Annotated in this window: 22 protein-coding genes and 1 pseudogene; 14 read left to right on the top strand and 9 right to left on the bottom strand. The window is 72.1% G+C overall.

Features of this window, described 5'->3' with window-relative positions; translation table 11 throughout:
• Positions 1 to 15: 15 nt before the first annotated feature.
• Positions 16 to 882, top strand: a complete 867-nt coding sequence (locus tag ACVV2G_RS27985; RefSeq protein WP_453845550.1) for an acyl-CoA thioesterase — start codon at positions 16 to 18, stop codon at positions 880 to 882.
• A gap of 1 nt (position 883) precedes the next feature.
• Here the strand turns inward: ACVV2G_RS27985 and ACVV2G_RS27980 are convergent, their stop codons facing one another.
• Complete coding sequence (locus ACVV2G_RS27980; protein WP_453845549.1) at positions 884 to 1,897, bottom strand: DUF6397 family protein; 1,014 nt, start codon at positions 1,895 to 1,897, stop codon at positions 884 to 886.
• Positions 1,898 to 2,034: 137 nt separating this feature from the next.
• Positions 2,035 to 2,448: a roadblock/LC7 domain-containing protein gene (locus tag ACVV2G_RS27975; protein ID WP_453845548.1), complete on the bottom strand. Its 414-nt coding sequence runs from the start codon at positions 2,446 to 2,448 to the stop codon at positions 2,035 to 2,037.
• 107 nt (positions 2,449 to 2,555) lie between these two features.
• On the opposite strand from ACVV2G_RS27975, the gene ACVV2G_RS27970 reads away from it, so the two are divergent.
• The gene (locus ACVV2G_RS27970) at positions 2,556 to 2,984 is read left to right on the top strand and encodes a PPOX class F420-dependent oxidoreductase (protein WP_453845547.1); all 429 of its coding nucleotides are present in this window, start codon (positions 2,556 to 2,558) and stop codon (positions 2,982 to 2,984) included.
• Between the two features lie 369 nt (positions 2,985 to 3,353).
• Positions 3,354 to 3,953: a class I SAM-dependent methyltransferase gene (locus ACVV2G_RS27965; RefSeq protein WP_453845546.1), complete on the top strand. Its 600-nt coding sequence runs from the start codon at positions 3,354 to 3,356 to the stop codon at positions 3,951 to 3,953.
• 62 nt (positions 3,954 to 4,015) lie between these two features.
• Here ACVV2G_RS27965 and ACVV2G_RS27960 read toward each other — a convergent pair whose 3' ends face one another.
• Positions 4,016 to 4,912, bottom strand: coding sequence for an oxygenase MpaB family protein (locus ACVV2G_RS27960; protein ID WP_453845545.1), 897 nt, complete (start codon positions 4,910 to 4,912; stop codon positions 4,016 to 4,018).
• Positions 4,913 to 5,012: 100 nt separating this feature from the next.
• Between ACVV2G_RS27960 and ACVV2G_RS27955 the strand changes: the two are divergent.
• Both ACVV2G_RS27955 and ACVV2G_RS27950 read left to right on the top strand, forming a co-directional pair.
• A pseudogene (locus ACVV2G_RS27955) lies at positions 5,013 to 5,315 on the top strand (hypothetical protein); the annotation flags it as partial.
• Between the two features lie 146 nt (positions 5,316 to 5,461).
• On the top strand, positions 5,462 to 6,397 hold the full coding sequence (locus ACVV2G_RS27950) for a hypothetical protein (RefSeq protein ID WP_453845544.1): 936 nt from the start codon (positions 5,462 to 5,464) through the stop codon (positions 6,395 to 6,397).
• A gap of 341 nt (positions 6,398 to 6,738) precedes the next feature.
• On the opposite strand, the gene ACVV2G_RS27945 is transcribed toward ACVV2G_RS27950, so the two are convergent.
• Entirely contained in the window at positions 6,739 to 6,921 is a 183-nt protein-coding gene (locus tag ACVV2G_RS27945; protein WP_453845543.1) for a hypothetical protein, read from the bottom strand.
• A gap of 341 nt (positions 6,922 to 7,262) precedes the next feature.
• Here ACVV2G_RS27945 and ACVV2G_RS27940 point away from each other — a divergent pair, with 341 nt between their 5' ends.
• Both ACVV2G_RS27940 and ACVV2G_RS27935 read left to right on the top strand, forming a co-directional pair.
• A complete protein-coding gene (locus ACVV2G_RS27940; protein ID WP_453845542.1) occupies positions 7,263 to 10,190 on the top strand; it encodes a DEAD/DEAH box helicase in 2,928 nt (975 codons plus the stop codon).
• Complete coding sequence (locus ACVV2G_RS27935; RefSeq protein ID WP_453845541.1) at positions 10,187 to 11,488, top strand: SWIM zinc finger family protein; 1,302 nt, start codon at positions 10,187 to 10,189, stop codon at positions 11,486 to 11,488. The genes ACVV2G_RS27940 and ACVV2G_RS27935 overlap by 4 nt, the downstream gene beginning before the upstream one ends.
• Positions 11,489 to 11,768: 280 nt before the next feature.
• On the opposite strand, the gene xylA is transcribed toward ACVV2G_RS27935, so the two are convergent.
• Positions 11,769 to 12,932 carry a xylose isomerase gene (gene xylA, locus ACVV2G_RS27930; RefSeq protein WP_453845540.1) on the bottom strand — a complete coding sequence of 388 codons (1,164 nt, stop codon included), beginning with the start codon at positions 12,930 to 12,932 and terminating at the stop codon, positions 11,769 to 11,771.
• A 272-nt stretch (positions 12,933 to 13,204) separates the two neighbouring features.
• Here xylA and xylB point away from each other — a divergent pair, with 272 nt between their 5' ends.
• From xylB to exaC, 5 genes are all read left to right on the top strand, one after another.
• Positions 13,205 to 14,650, top strand: a complete 1,446-nt coding sequence (xylB, locus tag ACVV2G_RS27925) for a xylulokinase (protein ID WP_453845539.1) — start codon at positions 13,205 to 13,207, stop codon at positions 14,648 to 14,650.
• Positions 14,651 to 14,819: 169 nt separating this feature from the next.
• Positions 14,820 to 16,028 carry an ROK family protein gene (locus tag ACVV2G_RS27920; protein ID WP_453845538.1) on the top strand — a complete coding sequence of 403 codons (1,209 nt, stop codon included), beginning with the start codon at positions 14,820 to 14,822 and terminating at the stop codon, positions 16,026 to 16,028.
• A gap of 460 nt (positions 16,029 to 16,488) precedes the next feature.
• Positions 16,489 to 17,094 (top strand): N-acetylmuramoyl-L-alanine amidase, encoded by a 606-nt coding sequence (locus ACVV2G_RS27915; protein WP_453845537.1) that lies wholly within the window; start codon positions 16,489 to 16,491, stop codon positions 17,092 to 17,094.
• A 116-nt stretch (positions 17,095 to 17,210) separates the two neighbouring features.
• Positions 17,211 to 18,485 carry a GAF domain-containing protein gene (locus ACVV2G_RS27910; protein WP_453845536.1) on the top strand — a complete coding sequence of 425 codons (1,275 nt, stop codon included), beginning with the start codon at positions 17,211 to 17,213 and terminating at the stop codon, positions 18,483 to 18,485.
• Between the two features lie 133 nt (positions 18,486 to 18,618).
• Positions 18,619 to 20,142: an acetaldehyde dehydrogenase ExaC gene (gene exaC / locus ACVV2G_RS27905; RefSeq protein ID WP_453845535.1), complete on the top strand. Its 1,524-nt coding sequence runs from the start codon at positions 18,619 to 18,621 to the stop codon at positions 20,140 to 20,142.
• Positions 20,143 to 20,302: 160 nt separating this feature from the next.
• Here the strand turns inward: exaC and ACVV2G_RS27900 are convergent, their stop codons facing one another.
• On the bottom strand, positions 20,303 to 20,677 hold the full coding sequence (locus tag ACVV2G_RS27900) for a hypothetical protein (RefSeq protein ID WP_453845534.1): 375 nt from the start codon (positions 20,675 to 20,677) through the stop codon (positions 20,303 to 20,305).
• Between ACVV2G_RS27900 and ACVV2G_RS27895 the strand changes: the two genes are divergently transcribed.
• Together ACVV2G_RS27895 and ACVV2G_RS27890 are read left to right on the top strand one after the other, a co-directional pair.
• Positions 20,663 to 21,175: a hypothetical protein gene (locus ACVV2G_RS27895; protein WP_453845533.1), complete on the top strand. Its 513-nt coding sequence runs from the start codon at positions 20,663 to 20,665 to the stop codon at positions 21,173 to 21,175. The two genes, ACVV2G_RS27900 and ACVV2G_RS27895, sit on opposite strands and share 15 nt — an antisense overlap.
• A gap of 802 nt (positions 21,176 to 21,977) precedes the next feature.
• Complete coding sequence (locus ACVV2G_RS27890) at positions 21,978 to 22,352, top strand: hypothetical protein (protein ID WP_453845532.1); 375 nt, start codon at positions 21,978 to 21,980, stop codon at positions 22,350 to 22,352.
• A gap of 229 nt (positions 22,353 to 22,581) precedes the next feature.
• Here ACVV2G_RS27890 and ACVV2G_RS27885 read toward each other — a convergent pair whose 3' ends face one another.
• From ACVV2G_RS27885 to ACVV2G_RS27875, 3 genes are all read right to left on the bottom strand, one after another.
• Complete coding sequence (locus ACVV2G_RS27885) at positions 22,582 to 22,887, bottom strand: hypothetical protein (protein ID WP_453845531.1); 306 nt, start codon at positions 22,885 to 22,887, stop codon at positions 22,582 to 22,584.
• A 36-nt stretch (positions 22,888 to 22,923) separates the two neighbouring features.
• Complete coding sequence (locus ACVV2G_RS27880) at positions 22,924 to 23,496, bottom strand: hypothetical protein (protein ID WP_453845530.1); 573 nt, start codon at positions 23,494 to 23,496, stop codon at positions 22,924 to 22,926.
• Between the two features lie 75 nt (positions 23,497 to 23,571).
• Positions 23,572 to 23,820 carry an integrase core domain-containing protein gene (locus tag ACVV2G_RS27875; protein ID WP_453845529.1) on the bottom strand — a complete coding sequence of 83 codons (249 nt, stop codon included), beginning with the start codon at positions 23,818 to 23,820 and terminating at the stop codon, positions 23,572 to 23,574.
• Positions 23,821 to 23,986: the final 166 nt, after the last annotated feature.

Raw genomic sequence — 23,986 nt, 5'->3', positions numbered from 1 at the left:
AGGAGAATCCCACCGATGACGAATCCGGCCGAGAGCCTCGTGTCCCTGCTCGACCTGGAGCAGATCGAGGTCAACATCTTCCGCGGCCGCAGCCCCGAGGAGTCGCTGCAGCGGGTCTTCGGCGGCCAGGTGGCCGGCCAGGCGCTGGTCGCCGCCGGGCGCACCACCGACGGCGACCGCCCGGTGCACTCGTTGCACGCGTACTTCCTGCGCCCGGGACGCCCGGGCGTGCCGATCGTGTACCAGGTCGAACGGGACCGGGACGGGCGGTCCTTCACGACGCGCCGGGTCACCGCCGTGCAGCAGGGCCGCACGATCTTCACGCTCACCGCCTCCTTTCACAAGCCCGAGCAGGGGAGTTTCGAGCACCAGCTGCCGCCGGCCCGCGAGGTCCCGGACCCCGAGTCGCTGCCCACGGTCACCGACGAGGTGCGGGAGCACCTGGGCGCGCTGCCCGAGCAGTTCGAGCGGATGGCCCGCCGCCAGCCCTTCGACATCCGCTATGTGGACCGACTGCGCTGGAGCGCCGACGAGGTCGAGAACGCCGAGCCCCGCAGCGCCGTATGGATGCGTGCCGTCGGGCCGCTGGGTGACGACCCGCTCGTGCACACCTGCGCCCTCACCTACGCCAGCGACATGACTCTCCTGGACGCCGTGCGCATTCCCGTGGAGCCTCTGTGGGGTCCGCGGGGCTTCGACATGGCGTCGCTGGACCACGCCATGTGGTTCCACCGGCCGTTCCGCGCGGACGAGTGGTTCCTGTACGACCAGGAGTCGCCCATCGCGACCGGCGGGCGGGGGCTGGCCCGGGGCCGGATCTACGACACGCAGGGGCGCATGCTGGTGTCCGTCGTGCAGGAAGGGCTGTTCCGGGCGCTGTAGGTCACGAGTCTCTGCGCCACAGCCGACCGAGCAGACCGCGGAACCGTCCGGGTGCCTCGGTCTCCCGGGGGCTCGGTGACGGCCCGGGCGGGGTCGGTGACGGGTGAGGAACCGCGTGTGCCGCCCGCCGGTGCTCGTGCGGCCGCGGGGTCGCCGGTGCCGGCTGGTGCGCGTGTCCCCCGGGTTCCGGGCGGGGCGCCGGACGCCGGCGCCGAGCGGTGTCCATCGCGCCCGCCAGGTCGGTGCGGAGCCAGTGGATCTCGTCCGGGTCGGCCGCCGTCGCGATCTCCTCGGCGAGCTGTGCCGCCGGGGAGCCGGGTGAACCGTGGGACGGCGGCACCGGGCGAAACCGGTGCAGGTAGGAGCGCTCGTAGGGGTCCTTGACGACGTCCGAGACCTCGACCGGATCGAGCAGTGACGCCACGGCCGCGGCCCGGGCCCACGGGTCGTCGGCCCGCCGGAGGAGGAACCCCAGACGCCGGCCCCGCCAGTTGCGGGGGCGCAGGTCCAGGCCCTCCGTCAACTGGTCCCGCAGCCCCTCCGGCGTGCGGCCCTTCAGCAGGGCGGCGTTCCTCTCGTCGGCCGCGAACCGCCTCAGGTCGTTGGCCAGGTAGAGCCAGACGACGGCGCGGTACCGGTTGACGTAGAACGTCACGGGTACCAGCAGGCCCAGCCGTGCGAGGCGGGTGAACCGGGTCCTGGTCACTTCCATGAGGGCGGCGCCCTCCGTGGTCCCGACGGATCGGACACTGTCCCGCAGTGCGTCGGGGAAGCCCTTTTCCGCCCTGGTCCGCTCGATCTCGTCGCGGGCGACGCGCCGGCCGCCTCCTCCCCCGTCGTCGGGTAGCGTGCGGATGCGGCCGAGGTGTACGGCGAGATCGAACTCGCTGTGCCTCAGGCCGAGTTCCCGTGCCGCTCGACGGGGCGCCACAGACGCGTCGCGGGTGGTGCCGCGGGTGGTGCCGTTCTGGCCCGCGGAGGTCGTCGTCTCGTGTGCGATGGTGTTGCCGGACATGCTCGTCTCCCCCGTGGAGTGTGCGGCCGACGCCGTCCGCGCCCGCCTGACACAAAACCGTAGCCGTTGCCGCGAGATCCGCGGCGAGCCTGTGGAAAACTCTCCGGCCGACCTCACCCGATCGTCGAAGGCCCAGGTCAGGACTCTGTTGGCGATATTCGCCCCGGCTGTCGCGCATCCACGCCGAGGTGCTCACCGACCCGGTTCACGAGCAGGGTCATCTCGTAGGCGATCTGCCCGATGTCGGCCTCGGCTGCGCTGAGCACGCACAGGCAGCTGCCCGAGCCCGCCGCGGTGACGAACAGAACGGCGTCGTCGAACTCGATCATCGTCTGCCGCACCTGCCCCGCGCCGAAGTGGCGGCCCGAGCCCTTGGCCAGACTGTGCAGTCCGGACGAGACGGCGGCGAGGTGTTCGGCGTCCTCCCGCCGCAGGCCCGTACTCGCTCCGGTCACCAGCCCGTCGTTGGACAGCACCAACGCGTGCCGGACGTGTTCCACGCGTCCGGTCAGGTCGTCCAGCAGCCAGCCGAGTCCCTGGTTGTGCACCATGGTCCGAACTCCCCGTGTTGTCCCCGTGTGCATGGTCTCCCCCTGGCCGGGGGATCTGCCCGCCAGCCTTCACCACACCCGTGTTCCGGGCAAGGAGGATGGGGGCCATGGCACAGAAGATGACCGATGAGGAATGGCGGGCGTTCGTCACGGACGGCACCCGCACCGGGAAGCTCTCCACCGTCCGGGCGGACGGCAGCCCGCACGTGGCACCGATCTGGTTCCTGCTCGACGGGGACGACGTGGTGTTCAACACCGGCAAGGACACCGTGAAGGGACGCAATCTGACCCGTGACGGCCGGGTCGCCCTGTGCGTGGACGACGACCGGCCGCCCTTCGGCTTCGTCGTGCTGCGGGGACGCGCACGGATCTCGGAGGACCTCGCCGAACTCCGGCACTGGGCCGAGCGCATCGGTGCCCGGTACATGGGTGAGGAGCGCGCCGCGGAGTTCGGGGCTCGCAACGGCGTACCGGGCGAGCTTCTCGTCCGCGTCGCCGCGGAGAAGGTCCTGGCTCAGAAGGCCGTGGCGGACTGAGGCCCGACCGGCCGGACACGTCGTCCGGTCGGCCCACAAAGCCGAGCGGCCGGGCGGTGTGCATATGCCCGGCGCACTCGACGAGCCGGATCAGCACCTCTTCACCCGGGAGCCGCCCCCGGGCCTCGCCCAGCACCATGGGCGTTCCCCGGCCGAGGCCGAGGCCGAGGACGCGCGGGCGCGCAGGGCTGCGACGATGGTGTTTCGGGCAGCCCGGACCTGGCTGTCCACCCGTCGCGCCTGCCGCAGCCGGGCGATGCCCCGGGCGGTGGCGACGGTGGCGTGGGCCCGCGGGCCGGGCGGGGAGACGGTCACGCGCGAACGGGCGCACCGGGACGTCCTCCGTGCGCGTGAGGAATCATGCGCAGCATGAGCGACGACCACACACACGTGCAGCGATTCTTCGGCGCCCGCGCCGCCGACTGGGACAGCCGCTTCCCCGACGACGGCCCCGCCTACGAGGCCGCGGTCGCCCGGCTGGGCCTGCGGGAGGGGGACCGCGTACTCGACGCCGGCTGTGGGACCGGCCGCGCCCTGCCGCCGTTGCGTGCGGCCGTGGGTGGCTCGGGCCTGGTGGTCGGGGCGGATCTGACGCCCGCCATGCTGCAGGCCGCCGTACGGGCCGGGCGGGACCGCGACGGGCGGTTGCTGCTGGCCGACGTCGCCGCTCTGCCGATGAGAACCCGGTCGCTCGACGCCGTGTTCGCGGCGGGCCTCGTCGCGCACCTGCCCGATCCCGCGCGGAACCTGCGCGAAGTGGCGCGCGTCGTGCGTCCCGGCGGTGTGCTCGCGCTGTTCCATCCGATCGGGAGGGCCGCGCTCGCGGCGCGGCAGGGACGGCGGATCACACCGGACGACCTGCGCGCCGAGCCCCGTCTCCGTGCGTTGCTGGCAGGTTCCGGATGGCGCATGACCTCGTACGTCGACGAGGACGCCCGTTTCCTGGCCCTCGCCGTGCGCGAGGGCTGACGGCTCGGCGGCCGGACCGCGACCGCCGGTTCGGACTCGGTCGGCTGCGCGGCACGAGCACTTCACTCGACGGCTGACGTCCCGAGGTGGTGGGCCGGGCAGCCCCGGACGCCGGGAGTCGGGCGGGTGCCCAGCTCCGCCAGCTGGTAGCCGTCCGGGTAGCCCTTGATCTCCCGGTTCTGCCGGGCGTGGTGCGGTGCGCGCCTCGGTGGCATCAGGCGGACCGCGCGCCCGCGCAACCGTACCGTGCGGCGCACGATCTCCCGGGCGGCGGGACTCGGCGCCGGGTACCGGAAGGCCCGAAGGAGGGGTTCGTCGAGCAGAGCGAGGGTCCCGGCGCGCAGGAGCGGCGCGAGGGGGCCGGGGTACCAGGAGGCCATGAGGTCCAGTGTGGCGTCGGAGACCCGGCGTGCCCCCTCGTCCCAGGCGAAGTGGGCCTCCTCATGGGCGTCGAGACAGGCTTCGAACTCCTCGTAGGACGCGGGAAGGTCCCTGATGCCCATGTGCCGCCCCAGCGTGCGGTAGTGCACGGCGGAGGCGACGGTCTCGTGGCGCGACATCCTGCGCCAGCCGTAGGCGTCGATCCAGCGTTTGGGAATCACGACGAACGTGCACAGGACGTACCGCATGTCGTCGTTGGTGATGTCGTAGGCGCGGTGCATCTGATTGATGCGCCGGATGGCCGTGCGGCCCTGCTCGCTGCCGAAACCGTGCTCGACGACGGCGTCGAGCAGCAGCGCCGTGTCGTCGTACCGCTTCTGCGTCCGACGGGTGAACTCCGCCGTCTCGGCCAGCAGTCGGCCGATGCTCGGGACGGCGTAGGTGCGGTAGAGCGCCAGCTCCAGCGCACGGGCGAAGTCCCACGGGAACTCGTAGGCCGAGGCCAGTCGATAGATCTCCGAGGCGTCCTCGTAAGGGTCCATCCGGCGGATCTGCCGCAGCCGCTCGAAGCGCTTCACCGTGCCCCGTCCTCTTCTGCCGTCGAAGCTACAACTCTACTTTGGTGAGCGGGAGATCGATGGCCGTCGGACACGGCAATCGGAAGGGGAGGTGGTCCGCTTGTTCGGCAGGATCCGCGAGTCCTGGGGCAGATCCCGCGCCGCTCGGCGCACGGAGGGGAAGAGCGGAGGGAGGAGGACAGGGGAGCACCGTGCGCACAACCTCTTCGAGGCTGCCGCCGCCTACGTCTCGGCATCCGTGGAGGACGACCAGGAGGGGGTCGACGAGGCGGCGGGCTGGGTGTCGCCGGAGGCCCTGTCGTTCGGAGTGAACGAGTTGGCGTGCCGGGCCGTGGTCGCGCTCGCGCGGGAGCGCGAGGGGTCGCCGCGGGACGTCGCCCGGGCGCTTCTGGGGCTGCCCGCGGCCTGCCCCTCCCACCCGGGGCGGGTGGTCGATTCGCCCCCCGTCCAGCCGGAAGACCGCAGCTCGGGTGCGTCCGGGAGTCGTGACAAGGGCTTCCCGGCCGCACTAGGGTGCGCGCCATCGGACGAACAGAGGGGGAGGCCGGGATGGCCCCGACGGACGAGGACGCCGTCGCCGCCGCGGACGATGCGCTCTACGTGCTCACGGCGGTGCTGCTGACACCGGCGAAGTTCCCAAGTGTGCTGGGCGACGACTACGTGGAGGCGTGTGCGGCGCTCGGTCTCCCGCCGCTGGCGGACGGCTACGGACTGGTGCTCGGACAGGACGGTGACGGCGCCCGGTGGACCGTGGTCGTCGACGACGTCTCGCTGGTCGCCGTGGCCGTGGCGTCCTGGGACTGCGGGATGGAGTACGACCTGTCGCCGGACGAGCGTACGGTCGTGACCGCGCTGCCCGGCTGGCCCCTCGCGGTCGCCGTGACGGCTCCCGGCGTGCCCGCACCGCACGACCCCTGCCCCGAAGCCACCGACCAGCCCGCGCTGTCGCCGCCGGACACCGCGGCGTGGGGGCCGGCGCAGCGTCGTCTGGGAGCCGACGAGATCGCCTTGCAGTGGACGCAGTGGCGGGACCAGATCGACGATGCGGACTTCCCGGCGACGGGAGGTGGAGCCGGTGCGGAGCACGGCTCCCCGCAGGACGACTCGGCCGGCGACACCCCGGAGGGCAGGGCGGACGGGGATGCGGACGAGGCCGCGGGCCCCGGTGTAAAGGCGCAGGCCGGTGCCGCTGACCGGGCCGGTACCGGGCCCTTTGGGCATGGCGGAGTCCGGCGTGTGCTCGCGGAGGCGCGCGCCTACGTCGACACGCCTCCGCCGCTGGGGCGGGTCCGCTCGTCGTTCGCCCCGGGGAACGCGCGGACGCTGCGCGCCGACGGTCCCGGCTGGTCGCTCGTCGCCAGAACCGACGACATCGCTTTCATCCTGCTCGACGAGGAACCCGGTGAAGTACTGCCGGTGGGCCGGGGCCCGTCGCTGCCCGGGCTCCTGGAGGCGCTCGACAGGCTGGCCGTACGGCCGAGCTGAGCCGGCCTGCACCGGTCTGTGCAGGCTGAGCATCGCCGGAACACGCGGATTTCCCTTCCCGGCCCCCCTGGCATCCCCGCCCGGCCCGTCCCTGGCCGACCGGGCCGGTCTCACGGCCCGCGGCACCAGGACGCCGTCCGAGGATTCGGGCGCCCAGGTCGACGGGCGTCACCCGGCCTCCTCCCGCTTCCACGCACCACACGGCCGACGGCACGACGGACTGACCGCGTGGGCGCAGCGGGGTCTCCCGCCACCCGCGACCGCCCGATCGGCGTGCCCGCGGACGGCGACGTGGCCGACTCCCGCCGTGGAGGAGCCGGCCTACAGGAGGCGCCAGCGCCTCAACGGCCTATCTCCCTGCGCGTCCCGCGGCGCAGCCTGCGCCGCTGGGAGGGGTCCAGGGCTAGGTACGCGGCGGCCGGGACTCCCAGGACTATCAGCAGGGCGGCCCACCAGGGCAGCCAGATCAACAGGATGAGCCCGGCCGCCACGCCTCCTGCGGCAACCTTGGCGTTCTTCGACATGGTGTCGCCTCCTTCGCGGCCACTGCCGCTCTCTGTCCTGAAAACGGTCCCGCGCTCCCGGCAGTTCCGCACGGCACCCCTGAGAGGTCCCTGAGGCCGGACCCCTACGCGACCCTGAGACGCCGTCGGCGAGCCCTCCGCCGTGTCACCGTCGACGGTCCCGTCCGGAGACCGGGCGCACCGCGCTCGTCCGGCGGTTCCGTCCGGCAATTTCGTCCGGCAATTTCGTCCGGCGACACCTTATGGCTCTTTTGTTCGCCTTCACATCCGGAGAGAAGCACCCTTGCCCCTGCATAGTGACCCAGGTCACAGCGCAGGCGCACCCCATGACCCCAGGAAGCATGTACGATCTGCGATCGCGTCTCCGACTAGTCAAATTTGAGGAACTCATCATCGCTGCACGGACCACTCTCCCGGCGACACCCTCCGAGATCTCCGAACTCGCCCGTTGCTGTGCCGTCTTCCTGCCCGGTGATCCCGCCCGCACCGGTGAAGTCGCCTTCTGGCGCACCGACGGCGAGGCCCCCCTGGCGGCCGTCGCTCCGGGCACCAGCACGGCCCGTGTGACCGTCGCACTGCCCGACGGCGACGGTGTGCACCCGGCGAACGTACCGGCGGTGCTGCTTCCGGTACGAGCGGCCCTGCCGGTTCTCACCCGTGCGCGACGGCGCGCGGACGGCCATCGAGCGACGGAGTTCTGGGGCGCGGTCGCCGTCGAGGCCCTCCACCTCGTGGCACGCGGGCTGCTGCTGCCCGGTCTGTCCGCGACCGACCACGAGGCCTGGCGCACGGGTCCGCTGCGCGCCGACGACGTCGGGCGGATCCGTCATCTGGCGGCGGCCATGCCGCCCGAGGCACACGCCGTCCCGGTCGACGACGCCGAACCCGTGCGGCTCCCCGACCCGGAAGGCCTGGTACGTGCCTTCCTGGACGCCGTCGCCGACACGGTGCCGCGTTCCCCCGCCGCCGACCTGGTGACGGCCGGGCCCGCCTACGCCGCGTGGGAGCCCCTGCGGATGCCCGAGCTGCGCGAGTGGGCCGCCGACGTCGCCGCGGGACACGACACGGGCGTACGGCTGTCGCTTCGCGTCGAGGTGCGGGGCCTGTCGGCCCCAACCCCCCAGGGCGCCCGGCCGACGTTCCGGGCAGTGCTCCAGGTGCACAGCGTGGGCGATCCGGCGCTCGTCGCGGACGCCTCCGAGGTGTGGGCCGAAACCCTGGGCGACGCCTTCGGCACGCGCGCGCGGCTGGACGTCCTGCTCGCGCTCCGCCGTGCGGCCCGGGCCTGGCCCGCGCTCACGCCGCTGCTGTCGGCCGCCGTACCGGACGCGGTGGAGCTCGCCGACGAGGAGGTCTCCGAGCTTCTCGGAAGGGGCTCACGGGCACTCGCCGAGGCGGGGGTCGACGTGCACTGGCCGAGGGAGTTGGCCCGTGATGACCTGACCGCCCGCGCGGAGGTCGGACCACCCGACGACGAGTCGGCACCGCGGGCGGCCTCGTCCGACGCCGGCCCGTCGTTCCTGTCCGCCGACGCCCTGCTCGCCTTCACCTGGTCGTTCGCCCTGGGCGACCAGCGGCTCACGCGTGAGGAGCTGGAGCTGCTCGCCGAGGCCGGCCGCCCCCTGGTGCGTCTGCGCGACCGATGGGTGCTCGTCGACCCCGGGGAGGCCCTTCGCGCCCGCGCCCGCCAGGACCACAAGGTCACGCCCGTCCACGCGCTCGCCGCGGCCCTGACGGGCTCGGCGGAAGTCGGGGGGCACCGCGTCGAGGTGCGCCCCACGGGATGGCTGGCCGACCTGCGGGAACGGCTAGCCGAGCCCGAGGCGCAGGACACCGTCGCACAGCCCGCCGCACTCGACGCCACGCTGCGTGACTACCAGCGCCGGGGCCTGAACTGGCTGGCCCGCATGACGTCGTCTGGCCTGGGCTGCTGTCTCGCCGACGACATGGGTCTCGGCAAGACCATCACGCTGATCGCGCTGCACCTGCACCGGCAGACCGACCCGGCCGCCGCCGGTCCCACCCTGGTGGTCTGCCCGACCTCCCTCATGGGCAACTGGCAGCGCGAGATCGAGCGGTTCGCCCCCGGCACGCCCGTACGCCGCTTCCACGGCTCGCGACGTGACCTGGAGGGCCTCGCGGACGGCGCGTTCGTGCTCACGACCTACGGCACCATGCGTCTGGACGCCGAACGGCTGGCCACCGTGCCGTGGGGCATGGTCGTCGCGGACGAGGCCCAGCACGTGAAGAACCCGTACTCGGAGACCGCGCGGCAGCTGCGTTCCATCGGCGCACGCGCGCGCGTGGCGCTCACCGGCACCCCGGTGGAGAACAACCTCTCGGAACTGTGGGCGATCCTCGACTGGACCACCCCCGGGCTGCTGGGCCGGCTCGGTACGTTCCGCAGGCACTACGCCCAGGCCGTCGAGGGAGGCCAGGACCCGGCGGCGGCGGAGCGACTGGCACGGCTCGTCCGGCCGTTCCTGCTGCGCCGGCGCAAGTCGGACCCCGGGATCGCGCCGGAACTGCCGCCCAAGACGGAGACCGACCACCCGGTGTCGCTGACCGCGGAGCAGACGGGCCTGTACGAGGCGGTGGTGCGCGAGGCACTCGCGGAGATCACCGGGGCCGACAGCATGGCGCGACGCGGCATGATCGTGAAACTGCTGACGAGTCTCAAGCAGATCTGCAACCACCCGGCCCAGTTCCTCAAGGAGGACCGGCCGAGGACCACCGGCCGCTCGGGGAAGCTGGAGCTGCTGGACGAGTTGCTCGGCACGATCCTCGCCGAGGAGGCCGGTGTGCTGGTCTTCACGCAGTACGTGCAGATGGCGCGCCTCCTCGAACAGCACCTGACCGCCCGCGGCGTGCCGTCCCTGTTCCTGCACGGCGGAACGTCCGTCGCGGCCCGGGAGTCGCTCGTGCGGCGCTTCCAGGACGGTGAGGTCCCCGTCTTCCTGCTGTCGCTGAAGGCGGCGGGCACCGGACTGAACCTCACGCGCGCGGAGCACGTCGTGCACTACGACCGCTGGTGGAATCCGGCCGTCGAGGCGCAGGCCACCGACCGTGCCCACCGCATCGGCCAGACCCGCCCCGTGCAGGTGCACCGGCTGGTCGCCGAGGGGACCGTCGAGGACCGCATCGCCGCGCTGCTGAACCGCAAGCGGAAACTGGCCGACGCCGTACTGGGCACCGGCGAGGCGGCGCTCACGGAGCTGACGGACGCGGAACTCGCCGACCTGGTCGAACTTCGAGGGGGTACGCGATGACACGGTACGACGACACGGAGCGGACGTTCGCCGCGCTGCCGCCCGCACACGGCCGGGGCTTCGCGGAGACCTGGTGGGGCCGGTCCTGGCTGAAGGCACTGGAGGACGCGGCCCTGGACACGGCGCAGGTGAAGGCGGGCCGCCGGCTCGCGCGCGCGGGCGCGGTCGGCGCTGTGACGGTGCGGCCGGGCCGTATCACCGCCGTCGTCCAGGACCGGGACCGTACGGCGCATCGGGCCGACGTCCTGCTCGAGAAGCTGTCCGACGCGCAGTGGGACCGCTTCGCCGACATGGCGATCGAGCGTTCCGGACACGTCGCCGCGCTGCTGGACCGCGACATGCCGCCGCACCTCGTGGAGGATGCCTCGGCCGCCGGGATCGACCTGCTGCCGGGCCTCGGTGACTTGGAACCGGAGTGCGACTGCGGGGCCTGGGACCACTGCGGGCACACCGCCGCGCTCTGCTACCAGGTGGCCCGGTTGCTGGACCAGGACCCTTTCGTACTGCTGCTGATGCGCGGACGCACGGAGGACGCCGTGCTCGAAGCCCTCCGGACGAACGGCCGGGCACCCGCGCGGGAGACCGCCTCACGTCCGGCAGGCGTGGACGCCGCCGAGGCCTACGGGGCGGGGCACATGCTGCCCCCGCTGCCTTCCCCGCCCGAACTCCGGGACGGGCCGGGGGCGCCGCCGTCCCTGGACACCGACACGGCGCCACCGGCGGGGGTCGACCCGGCCGCCCTGACGTTCCTGGCCTCGCGGGCCGCGGCGGAGGCGCACCGCCTGCTGGCCGAGGCCCTGCGCGACGGGCACGGCCGGCAGGCCGTGGACGAGGAGCGGGCCGTCCCGCAGGACGCGGTGCGACTGGCCGCGGGTGCTCCCGGCCCGGAAGTGCTGCACCGTCTCGGCGAGGGCTCGGGGCGCGACGGGGACGAACTGGTCGTCGCCGTGCGCGCGTGGCGGCTCGGGGGCGCGGACGCCCTGTCCGTGCTCGAGGAGGAGTGGGCGCCGGAGGGCGGCGCACTCGCACGCGCGCGTGCCGCGCTGGAGTCCGCCTGGGACGGGGAGGCACGGCCGGCGCTGCGGGCGCGGGCCAACCGGTGGACCGTCGCCGGCGCGCCGCACCAGCTCCGGCTGGACCGCGACGGCCGCTGGTGGCCGTACCGGCGGGAGCACGGACGCTGGGTCCCGGTGGGCGGCCCCGCCCAGGACCCCGCGACGGCGCTCGCAGCGGACGAGGAGCCGCCGGAGGCCCTGTCCGGGGAGCTGGACGAGGAACCGGGTGCGGGACCCTCGTGAGCCCGGCCGCCGGCCGGCGTCGAGTCGCTGGCGGCTGGCGGCTGGCGGCTGGCGGCTGGGGAGGGCGTTCCCACACATCTGACGCTCTTCGAGGCGCGTGGCGGCCAACCTGCAAGGGGCTTTCCTCCGACGCAGCCCTCCTCCACCGTCGCGCCGCTCCCGAGCGTCCTACCGGCCCTCTCCCCCCGGCCCGGCGTCTTCGACAACCGGAGGGGGAGGGAACGGGCTCCGGCCCCGTCCGTGAGCCGGAGGGGACCGGAGCCTTCGGCGGGTGGGCCGCTCAGCGGGCGCCGAGGAGGTGGTCCATCGCGAGCTGGTCGAGGTGCTCGAAGGCCATGCCGCGAGCGGCGGCCGCCTCCACGTCGAAGGTGTCGTACGCGGTCGGGTCCGCCAGCAGAGCCGCGAGACCGTCCTCGGCGGTCGGGCGGGCCAGCTCGTCCAGCCGGGCCGTGGCCAGCGCCTCCTGCACCTGCGGGTCGGCGCGGAAGGCGGCCGCCCGGTCCTTGAGGATGAGGTAGTTGCGCATGCAGCCGGCCGCCGACGCCCAGACCCCGTCGAGGTCCTCGGTCCGCGGCGGCTTGAAGTCGAAGTGCCGCGGCCCCGCGTACCCGGCCCGCTCCAGCAGGTCGACGAGCCAGAACGCGGCCCGCAGGTCACCCGCGCCGAACCGCAGGTCCTGGTCGTACTTGATGCCCGACTGACCGTTGAGGTCGATGTGGAACAGCTTGCCCGCCCACAGCGCCTGCGCGATCCCGTGCGGGAAGTTCAGCCCCGCCATCTGCTCGTGGCCGACCTCCGGGTTCACGCCGTACAACTCCGGCCGCTCCAGGCGCTCGATGAACGCCAGCGCGTGTCCCACCGTCGGCAGCAGGATGTCACCGCGGGGCTCGTTCGGCTTGGGCTCGATCGCGAACTTCAGGTCGTAGCCCTGCTCGGTGACGTACTCACCCAGCAGATCGAAAGCCTCCTTCATCCGGTCCAGCGCGTCCCGTACGTCCTTGGCCGCACCGGACTCCGCGCCCTCCCGGCCGCCCCAGGCGACGTACACGCTCGCGCCCAGCTCCACCGCGAGATCGATGTTGCGGATCGTCTTGCGCAGCGCGTACCGGCGCACGTCACGGTCGTTCGCGGTGAACGCGCCGTCCTTGAACACCGGATGCGTGAACAGGTTCGTCGTCGCCATCGGCACCTTCATGCCCGTCGCGTCCAACGCCTGCCGGAACCGCTTGACGTGCTCCTCGCGCTCGGTGTCGCTCGACCCGAACGGGATCAGGTCGTCGTCGTGGAACGTGACCCCGTACGCGCCCAGCTCGGCCAGACGCCGCACCGACTCCGCCGGGTCCAGCGCACGCCGGGTGGCGTCGCCGAAGGGGTCCCGGCCCTGCCAGCCGACCGTCCACAAACCGAACGTGAACCTGTCCTCGGGAGTGGGCTGGTAGTTCATTCCGCGGCTCCTCACTCGCTGCCGATCACACGCTTCCGACTATTTCGTCATGGCGCTTTACAAATTAGTATGCACACACGCTCCTGGGAAGGGACAAGGTGTCCCCCTACGAGTGGCGTCCGGCCCCGGGGCCCGGAGAACCGCACAACCGCAGGTCAGCCGGTGCCCACCCGGGCAGTCCACACCGTCCCGGCGTCTAGCGGTCCAGACCGTCCAGTCAGATCCCACCGTCCAGTCAGATCCCGCGGAGCCGCGGAAGAGGGAGAAGCCCGATGCCAGCAGTCGAGGGTCCGCTCGTCGTCGGCGTGGACACGTCCACCCAGTCCACCAAGGCGCTGGTCGTCGACACCGCCACCGGCCAGGTCGTCGCGAGCGGCCAGGCGCCCCACACCGTTTCCTCCGGAGCGGGCCGCGAGAGCGATCCGCGTCAGTGGTGGGAGGCGCTGTGCGAAGCGCTGCACCAGTGCGGTGACGCCGCTCGCGAAGCGGCCGCGGTGTCGATCGGCGGCCAGCAGCACGGCCTCGTGACACTGGACGCCCAGGGCGACCCGGTGCGCCCGGCCCTGCTGTGGAACGACGTCCGCTCGGCCCCGCAGGCCCGTCGGCTCATCGAGGAGCTGGGCGGCTCCCGGACGTGGGCGGAGCGCACGGGCAGCGTGCCCAGCGCGTCGTTCACGGTCACCAAATGGGCCTGGCTGGCCGAGCACGAGCCGGAGGCGGTCCGCGCGGTGAAGGCCGTACGCCTCCCCCATGACTACCTCACCGGGCGCCTCACCGGTGAGGGCACCACCGACCGGGGCGACGCGTCCGGCACCGGTTGGTGGGCGTCCGGCACGGAGGCGTACGACGAGGACATCCTCGCGCGCGTGGGACTCGATCCGGCGCTGCTGCCCCGGGTGGTGCGGCCCGGCGAAGTGGCCGGCACGGTGCGTGACGGTCACGGCCTGCCGTTCTCCAAGGGCACCCTGGTCGCCGCCGGCACCGGCGACAACGCGGCCGCCGCACTGGGCCTCGGGCTGCGTCCGGGCGTGCCGGTCATGAGCCTCGGCACGTCCGGCACCGTGTACGCCGTGTCGCAGCGCCGGCCCGCCGACCCGACCGGCACCGTGGCGGGGTTCGCGGACGCACGCGGCGACTGGCTTCCGCTGGCCTGCACCCTCAACTGCACGCTCGCCGTCGACCGCGTCGCGGCCCTGCTGGGCCTCGACAGGGAAGCCGTCGAACCGGACACCGGCATCACCCTCCTGCCCTACCTGGACGGCGAACGCACACCGAACCTGCCGCACTCCTCCGGCCTCCTGTACGGGCTGCGCCACGACACGACGGCCGGCCAGCTGCTCCAGGCCGCGTACGACGGTGCCGTGCACTCGCTGCTCGGAGCGCTCGACCTGGTCCTCGACGCCGACGCCGATCCCTCGGTGCCCCTGCTGCTGATCGGCGGCGGCGCGCGCGGGACCGCCTGGCAGCAGACCGTACGACGGCTGTCGGGGCGGCCCGTCCAGATTCCCGAGGCCCGGGAACTGGTCGCTCTCGGTGCCGCCGCGCAGGCGGCCGGCCTGCTGACCGGCGAGGACGCGGCAGCGGTCGCCCGGCGTTGGGACACGGCCGCCGGGCCGGTGCTCGACGCCGTGCAGCGGGACGAGGCGACGCTGGCCAGGATCACCGGGGTACTCTCCGACGCGGCACCACTGCTGGGACGGACCGCGGAAACCCGCTGAGGACCGGTTCGCGCGGGCGACGCCGCCGAGGGCCTTCGTCGCGGGCCGTTCCCGGCGGGCGCGGCCGGCTCGGGACGCCGGGGCGCGTCGGCGGGGACGTGGACGAGTGCCGGACCGACCGCGGAGCGGCACCGGACCGGCCCAGGAGCGACCAAGGACTGACGGAGGCATGACCGCACCGCCGCACGAAGACCGGCCGGCCCGCCGCGGGCGCCCGCTGCCCGACACCCAGCAGGGCATGCGCCGCCGCAACCTCGCCCGGGTGATGCACACCGTCAGCGCCGAGGGCCCGCTGTCCCGAGCCGCCGTCGCCTCACGGATCGGGCTCACGCGAGCGGCGGTGTCGACCCTCGTGGACGAACTCGTCCGCTCCGGGCTCCTGGAGGAACTGGGCCCCGAGCGCCCCGGCCGGGTGGGCCGACCCGGGTCGGCGCTCGCCGTCAGCGCACAGGGCCCGGCGGGCATAGGCGCCGAGATCGGCGTCGACCACCTCGCGGTCTGCGCGGTCGACCTGCGCGGCCAGGTGCGGTCGCGGGTCGTGCGGTACGGCAGCAACCGGGGCCGCTCGCTCGAGCCGGTGGTCGAGCAGCTGAACGGTCTGGTACGGCAGGTCGTGTCGGAGACCACGTCGCAGGGGCTGTGGCCCGCCGGTCTCGCGGTGGCCGTTCCGGGTCTGGTGGCGCGGGACGCCAGGACCGTCGTACGCGCTCCCAACCTGGACTGGCAGGACGCGGACCTCGGCACACTGCTGCCCGCGGACCTGCCGCCGACCGTGGACAACGAGGCGAACTTCGGCGCACTCGCCGAGCTCTGGCTCGGTGACGGCACCCCACGGGACTTCCTGCACGTGTCGGCCGAGATCGGCATCGGTGCGGCGGTCGTCGTCGACGGGCGGCTGCTGCGCGGGACCCGCGGATTCGCCGGTGAACTGGGCCATGTCCCGGTCCACCCCGACGGACCGGAGTGCCCCTGCGGCGGACGAGGGTGCCTGGAGCAGTACGCCGGCGAGAAGGCGGTACTGCGCGCGGCCGGTGTGGAACCGGGCGAGGATCGGGTCGGCCTGCTCGCGGGACGTGCGGCGGAGGGCGACGAAGCCGTACGGCACGCCCTGCGGGAGGCGGGCAGGGCACTCGGCATCGCGCTGACCGGCGCGGTCAACCTGCTGGATCCCGAGAGGGTGGTGCTGGGAGGAGCACTCGCCGGGCTCGCTCCGTGGTTGGTGCCCTCCCTGCGGGACGAACTGGCCCGGCGCACGGCCGGCCCGGCCTGTCCGGTCTCCGTGTCGGTGCTGGGCCCGCAGGGTCCGCTGCTCGGTGCCGCGCACTCGGTGGTGCGGGCCGTCCTGGACGACCCCGCGGTGGTGGCCGAACGGGCCTGAACCCCTCCGGTGGCCGCCCCTGGGGGCCGAGGTGCGCCTCGCAGAGGTCGCCTCCTCGCCGATGGCGGTACGGCGACGGCTCCGGCGCTGCGGCTGTGACGGCGAAGAGGCTGCGATTGCCGTTGCGGCTACGGCTACGGCTACGGCTACGGCTACGGCTACGGCTACGGCTACGGCTGAACGACTGCCGAGGCCGGGAGGGACGCCGGTACTGTCCTCGCCCCGCCCCTCCACACCGGGCGTCCCGCCCGCTCGCCACCACTTCTTCACGCGATCGAGTGAGCGTGATGTCCACACGGCGGCGTCCGTCCACGGAACGGCGCGGCAGCCTACTGCACAACCTCTGCCGCCCGTACCGTGATTCGCACCGCCACATCCCACGCAGCGGGCTGCGGACGTCCGAGCCTCCTGGTCGGCCACGTCGCGGGCCGCCCCCCCACCACCACGAAAGGGCAGACCCATGGAAAGGGAACGGACCGTACCTGTTCCGACGAGGCGGCGGCTCCTGCAGGGCGCCGCACTCGCCACCGTCCCGTACGCCCTGCTCTCCGGCACCCAGGCCGCCGCCCGGCCCGCCGTCGTCGACCATCCCTCCGCCGAGTGGCAGCCGGCGAGCAGTTCCAACTACACGCGGTCGAGCCGGCCCACCTCCTACCCCGTCGACCACGTGGTCGTCCATGTCACGCAGGAGACGTACGCCGACACCCTCTCCATCTTCCAGAACCCGCAGAAGCAGGTCTCCGCGCACTACGTCGTCCGGTCCTCCGACGGACACGTGGCCCAGTGCGTCCGTGAGGCCGACGTGGCCTGGCACGCGGGGAACTGGGACTACAACACCCGCAGCATCGGGATCGAACACGAGGGATGGGTGGACCGGCCCGAGTACTTCACCACGGCCCTCTACGAACAGTCGGCCCGGCTGACCGCGGCGATCTGCACCAGATACGGCATCCCCAAGGACCGCAACCACATCATCGCGCACCACGAGGTACCGGGCAGCGATCACACGGACCCGGGGCCCCTGTGGGATTGGACCCGCTACATCAGGCTGGTCAACCTCGTCTGACCCGCGGCCGACCAGGGCAGGTCTGCGACCGGGTGATCCCGCTGGTCGAAAAGGTTGTCCGGGCGTATCCGCGGAGTGACGATGTCCCCACCGCACCACCTTCCGGGGAGGCCGAGTTGACCGATCCGTGGCTGGCTCTGGAGCCGGGGGCAGACCCCGTCGCACACGCACGGGCACTGCGTCGAGCGCACGAGACCTTCACCGCCGCGGGGACGGCACCGCGTCCCGTGCGCCCCGTCGTCGCGGAGTCGTGGCGACGCTCCGTCCGGGCAGGCGTCGGCCCGGACAGCGCCGCGAGCGTGGAACTCATGGACGCAGACCTCGGTGCCTACCGGGCCGAACATCCACTGGCGCGGGTGATGCCGCTGGTCCGGGAACTCCTCGGCGCGTTCGCCGCCGACGGCGAGCACCTGCTCGCCGTGTGCGACGCGCACGGCAGACTGCTGTGGGTCGAAGGCCATCCGGCCACGCGGCGCCGGGCGGGGCGGATGAACTTCGTGCCGGGTGCCCGGTGGGCGGAGTCCGCGGTCGGGACGAACGCGCCCGGCACGGCGGTGGCGGTCGGCCGTCCGGTCCAGGTCTTCGCGGCCGAGCACTTCGCCCGGCGGGTCCAGCCGTGGACGTGCGCGGCGGCTCCGGTGCACGACCCCCGCACCGGCCGGGTGCTCGGTGCCGTGGACATTACCGGCGGGGACGGCCTGGCGCACCCGCACAGTCTGGGCTTCGTCCAGGCCGTCGCGCGTGCCGCCGAGTCGCATCTGGCGCTGCTGACCCCGGAGCCCTCCGCGACGGAGGCGGCCCGGCTGACCGCCCTGGGCCGCGACGAGGCCCTGCTGAGCGCCGAGGGCCGCCGACTCCGGCTGAGCCGGCGGCACAGTGAGATCGTCGTGCTGCTGGCCCACCACCCGGAGGGCCTGACCGGCGACGAGCTGCTGTGCGCGCTGTACCAGGACGAGGCAGTGCCTCCAGTGACGCTGCGCGCCGAACTGGTCCGGCTGCGTGGGCTCCTGGGGCCGGACTGGCTGGCGTCACGGCCGTATCGGCTCACGATGGCCGTCGAGTCCGACGCCGCCGTGGTCGAGCGGCGTCTGCGGGCCGGTGCGGTGACGGCGGCCGCGGGGGCGTACGCCGGTCCGCTGTTGCCCGGCTCCGAGGCTCCGGCGGTGGTCCGGCTCAGGCGCCGGCTCGCCGACGGCCTGCGCGCGGCGCTGATCGCCCGTCACGATCCCGACCTGCTGGCCGACTGGGCGCACGCGCCGTGGGGCGAGGACGACCTGGACGTGTGGCGCGCCCTGGTCGCGGTACGGCCCACGGCGGCGGCCCGCTCCCGGTTGGCCGCGCTGGAGTCGGAGCTGACGGCACCCGGGGGGTGGCCGCCCGGGACGTGGTGACCACCTGCGGGACGGTGGCGGTCCAGGGCCGGCGGGCCGCCGCCCACGCAACGTCTGCGCAACGTGCCGCTTTCTAACCTCCCGGGCGGAGCTGTCCGAGGGCGGGCAGTGTTCGATGAGGGAGGCAGACAGGATGACCCGTTACGCGGCGCCCGGCACCGAAGGCGCGATCGTCTCCTACCAGTCGCGCTACGACCATTTCATCGGCGGCGAGTACGTTCCGCCGGCGCGCGGACAGTACTTCGAGAACCCGTCGCCGGTGAACGGTCAGCCGTTCACGGAGGTCGCGCGCGGTACGGCGCAGGACGTGGAGCGCGCGCTCGACGCCGCGCAGGGGGCTGCGCCCGTCTGGGGCCGCACGTCGGTGACCGACCGCTCCGGCATCCTGCTGAAGATCGCCGATCGCATGGAGGCGAACCTGGAGAGTCTGGCGGTCGCGGAGAGCTGGGAGAACGGCAAGCCGGTGCGGGAGACGCTGGCGGCCGACATCCCGCTCGCCATCGACCACTTCCGCTACTTCGCGGGAGCGGTCCGCGCTCAGGAGGGCTCGCTCGGCCAGATCGACGACGACACCGTGGCGTACCACTTCCACGAGCCGCTGGGTGTCGTCGCGCAGATCATCCCGTGGAACTTCCCTCTCCTGATGGCGGCCTGGAAGCTCGCCCCCGCTCTCGCGGCCGGGAACGCGGTCGTCCTGAAACCCGCCGAACAGACCCCGGCCTCCATCCACCTCTGGCTGAGCCTGGTCGCGGACCTGCTGCCGCCCGGGGTCCTGAACGTCGTCAACGGCTTCGGCGTGGAGGCGGGCAAACCGCTCGCGTCCAGCCCGCGGGTGGCGAAGGTGGCGTTCACCGGGGAGACCACCACCGGGCGGCTGATCATGCAGTACGCCTCGGAGAACATCAGGCCGGTCACGCTGGAACTGGGCGGCAAGTCGCCGAACATCTTCTTCGACGACGTCTGGGCCCAGGACGACGACTTCCGCGACAAGGCGCTCGAGGGATTCACGATGTTCGCGCTCAACCAGGGCGAGGTGTGCACGTGCCCGTCCCGGGCGCTGGTCCAGCGCGGCAACTACGCCGCATTCATGGAAGCCGCCGTCGCCCGCACCGAGCTGATCAGGCCGGGTCACCCCCTGGACACGGAAACGATGATCGGGGCACAGGCGTCCAACGACCAGCTGGAGAAGATCCTCTCCTACCTGGACATCGGCCGGCAGGAGGGTGCCAAGGTACTCACCGGCGGCGAACGCGTCGAGCACGGCGGTGAGCTGAAGGGCGGCTACTACGTCCAGCCGACGATCTTCGAGGGCCACAACCGCATGCGGATCTTCCAGGAGGAGATCTTCGGCCCGGTCGTGTCGGTCACGTCCTTCGACGACTTCGACGACGCGGTCAGGACGGCCAACGACACCCTGTACGGCCTGGGCGCCGGCGTATGGACCCGCGACATGAACACCGCGTACCGCGCGGGCCGCGCCATCCAGGCGGGCCGTGTCTGGACGAACTGCTACCACGCCTACCCGGCACACGCCGCCTTCGGCGGCTACAAGCAGTCGGGCATCGGCCGGGAGAACCACAGGATGATGCTGGATCACTACCAGCAGACGAAGAACCTCCTGGTCTCGTACTCCGCGAAGAAGCCGGGCTTCTTCTAGAGACCCAGAAAAGGGTGCGTGACCAGGCGACTTGCCTGGTCACGCACCCTTGTCACACTCACCCTGAGTCGCGAAGCGAATGCCGACCCAACTCCTGATTCGTCCCACCCGTCTCCCATCTCTGACCATCTGTTCCGGGGCATTTCCCGGCAAGCACGGACTAACGCGCAGCGGCATCGTCTTCGCGCTCGTCCCACCGTCGCGTGGAGTCCTCGATGAGTCGGTTCGCATGATGACGCGCCTCGGCAGGGAACTTGGCGTAGTAGCGGAAGAGCACCTGAATGCCCTGCCCTGCCCGGCGCGCGCGCTCGGCGGGATCGACGCCGGAGGCCAGCCAGAAGGAGATACCTGCGTGGCGCAGGTCGTACGGCCGCTGCGCGAGTCCGAGGGCGAGCTCGTCCGGAGTCAGCGCCGCCTCACGCGCTCGGTGCCACGTTGTGCCGTACGCCGCGGCGTCGATGTAGTTCCCGGCCGCGTTACGAAACACGCGCCCGTCCGAAGCGACACCCAAGTGCTCGATGTGCTCACGCAGCATGCGGGGGTCCTCACCTACGCGGCTCCCATCGCCTCCGGCGTCGGCCTGCCCGACCTGGCCGAGGATCTGTGCTGGCGCCAGCACCAGGTCTTCGCCGACGCCGGACGCCTCAGCGGACGGGCCGCCGTCATGTCACTGATGCCTCTCGTCAACCTCGCCCGGCTGCAGACTCGCGCCGGCCACGGCGAACTCGCCTACAGCTTGTTGCACTGCCTCAACGACGCTGCCCATCACCGCAACAAGACCGACATCGACGGCCGCACCGTCGACCTCTCGACCCCGACCGGCACGGACGAGGACCACCGCGCGGTGTGCCGGGAGCTGTACGTCACCCTGCTCGTGGACGGCGCCCGTGCCCTCGCCCAGATCGGGCGGTGGACCGAGGCCGCCGACACGATGGTCCAGCACCGCGGCATCGGCGACCGGCTCCTCGACGGCCGCCAGATCAAGATCATGGCCCTGATGGAGCAGGGGCTGGCCAGCAGGCCCGCGACCTGATCGACACGATTCAGCCCGCCGAGCCCTGGAAGGAAGCCGTCGTCCTCCTCCTGCACGCCCACTGCCGGCCCGCAGACGCCCCGTCTCCGAAGCCGATCTTGAGCGCACCATGAACGCAGCCGTCCCGCTCCTTGACCATCCCGATCCGCCGACCGCCGCCTTCCAGACCCGGACGGGCCTGTCAGCCCTGGAACCGGACCGCACCGGGCGTCACGCCGCCCGCGTACTCGACTCCCTCGTCAGCGTGGCCCGACTCGACGCCTACGCCGCGCGAGACGCTTTCCACCACCCCGTCGCCTCGTCCACCCCGGACAACGTGGCGACAGTCGCGCTGACCGCGGTGATCGCCGCGGCCGGGCTGGGAGCCGGCGTCCTGTCCGCCCACCACCATGAAGCTCTGACGGGCACGGTCGGCCACGCCAGAGCTGGAAAAGCTGCTGCGGGCCGATTTGGACCCCGGTCAGGAGGCGACGACCCGTGGCCCCCCGCCGTTCACCCCCACGCTGTTCGGCGGTGTCGGCGTTTCGGCCATTTCCTGCCCGCAGCCGCTCCAAGCCAGGCCAGGGATCGGGCGCCCGCAGGGACCGCTGACGCAGGAAACAGCGGGCTTCCCAGCACGACCGAATGACGTGTGTTCGATATCGCAGCCGTGTCGTTGGACCTCATGACTCTGCCGCAGCGACCGTCCCAGGGGGAACGATGACCTCGGCCATTACACAGGACCAGCCGCCGTAACCGCCCAAGGGGACCGCGTCGGGCGACGAACCGCAACAGGCCGGTGTTCGAAGAAGCGCACGAGGCCATGGCCCGTCTGCTTGCCGGTGAGCCGCTGCACACCGACGGCGCGGCGACCAAGGAGAACCTGGCGCGTGAGGCGAAGGTCAGCCACGCCACCGTGCACCGGGCCGAGGAGGGCCTGGCCGAGTGGGACGCCAAGGTCGCCAGGCCTGTGCTCCGTACGCCAGGAGAGGTCCAACGCGACGAAACCATCGCTGACTTGCGCAAACGTCTCCGGGAGGCCACCACCAGGGCGACTCAGCTACAGGGCAAGCTCGACGCGCTCGCCACGGTGACGGCGAACCTCTACTACGAAAACCTCGAGCTGAAGATGAAGACGTCCGTCCAGGGACAGCGCCGCATCGCCGCCCTGCCTGCGTCGGACCCGTGGCTGGAATAACTCCGCAGGTGGGACGTCCACCGAGTCCTACATCATGGCATGTACAGGTCATGTCCCTGCGGCGAGGGCAGACGAGATACTCGCGCTGGGCAGTCGGCGGGTGGGGCCGTTGCCGGGTCCGCTCCATGGGCCGCCACGCCGCTCTCATGGGCCGAAGCACATCCCCACAGTGGAAGGCCGAGAGGCCGGGCTCTGGGAGAGCACGGCCTCTCGGGTGGTGACGTGGCGCCTACCAGTAGGTGCGCGTGATCTTGTCAGGCAGTCGCCCCTGCCGCTCCCCTTCCTGGAAGATCGCCGATGCCGCGATCAGGAAAGCACGGCGGAGTTTCGGGTCCGGGTCGGGATTTTCCACATTCCCGATGTTTTTGTCGAGGAGCATGTCACCGAGGGTTATCCCCTCCAGCGTGCAGGGGCGGGCGACTGACCCCTCTGGGTCGATCAGGATGTTTCCGGTGACACCTTCCGCGGTTTCCCAGGCGTAGACGGATCCCGCGTCGAGAGAGTGGATCTTCCTACACGTCAGTGATGCTGTCACGGGGATTCCCACCAGTTCGCTCGCGCCAGGATTTGATCACCTGAACCCTATACCGTCCGCCGCAGGTGCATGTTCGTCCCAGGTGTGGCCAGCATCCAGGGTCGCCTGATGGGCGCGGCGATAGTTCTGGTCGCCGTGCTGACGCATCCAGTTCGACTCGTACAGTTCATGTGCGAGCAGATCGAAATCACTGGGGTGTGGATTTCCGTTCTGAAGGCGTTCCCAGGCCCTGGCGATACGCGGATTGGCGTCGAATCGCAGCATTCCCGCGTCGAGTTGATGCGTTTCGATGAACAGGTGGTTGTAGATCTGATTGATGTCGGCCGCGGAATAGCCATGGGACGCCGCGGTCTGCGCCACCCGGTCGAGCTGGGTGTCGGCACGGATCGCGTCATAGGCGTGGTCCGCCCATTCCAGCTCGAAGTCCATCTCGCTGCGCGGCCGCCGGAAGGACGAACCGCCGGACTGCAGCTCCCGCTCCGTGGCCACCGCGGTCCGCCGCCACCCGGTCAGCCCGCCGACCCCGGTGAGGACCAGCTGCTGGGCGAGTTCGTCGGCGGTCTCCGCGTACAGATCAGCGAGCGCGTCGCAGCCCTGCTGCCGGAGCATGTACTCGGCGCGGTAGAGCCGGTAGGCGGGGCGGACGGGGAGTGAAGTGACCCCTTGAGTGCCGACACTTCCGTTTCATGCCGCGAGGCCGAGTCGTTGCCGGTAGCGGGTTCTCGCCTCGTACGGCGTGATGTAGCCGATGGTCGAGTGGAGTCGCTCCCGGTTGTAATGTTCCGCGATCCATCGGAAAACGTCCTGCCGAGCCTGGGCCCTTGTCGCCCAGACCGTCGTTCCGATCTCGGCCTTGAGGACGGCGAAGAAGCACTCCGCCGCTGCATTGTCGAAACACGAGCCGGTTCGGCCGACGCTCTGCCCGATGTCCAACTCCGCAAGTGTGGCCCGGAATTGACGAGACGTATATTGACCAAATTCAACCGGTCGTTGCAACACCGGCCTGTTGGAGCAACAGTAGCTGCTCGTTGAACACCTCGGCCGGTGTCCTCCAGCCGAGCGTCTTGCGGGGACGGGAGTTGAGGGCATGGGCGACGGC

It is taken from the genome of Streptomyces sp. JK94, from assembly GCF_053613315.1.
The sequence above is the reverse complement of the archived record's forward strand: the minus strand, read 5'-3'. Positions and strand labels throughout refer to the sequence as shown.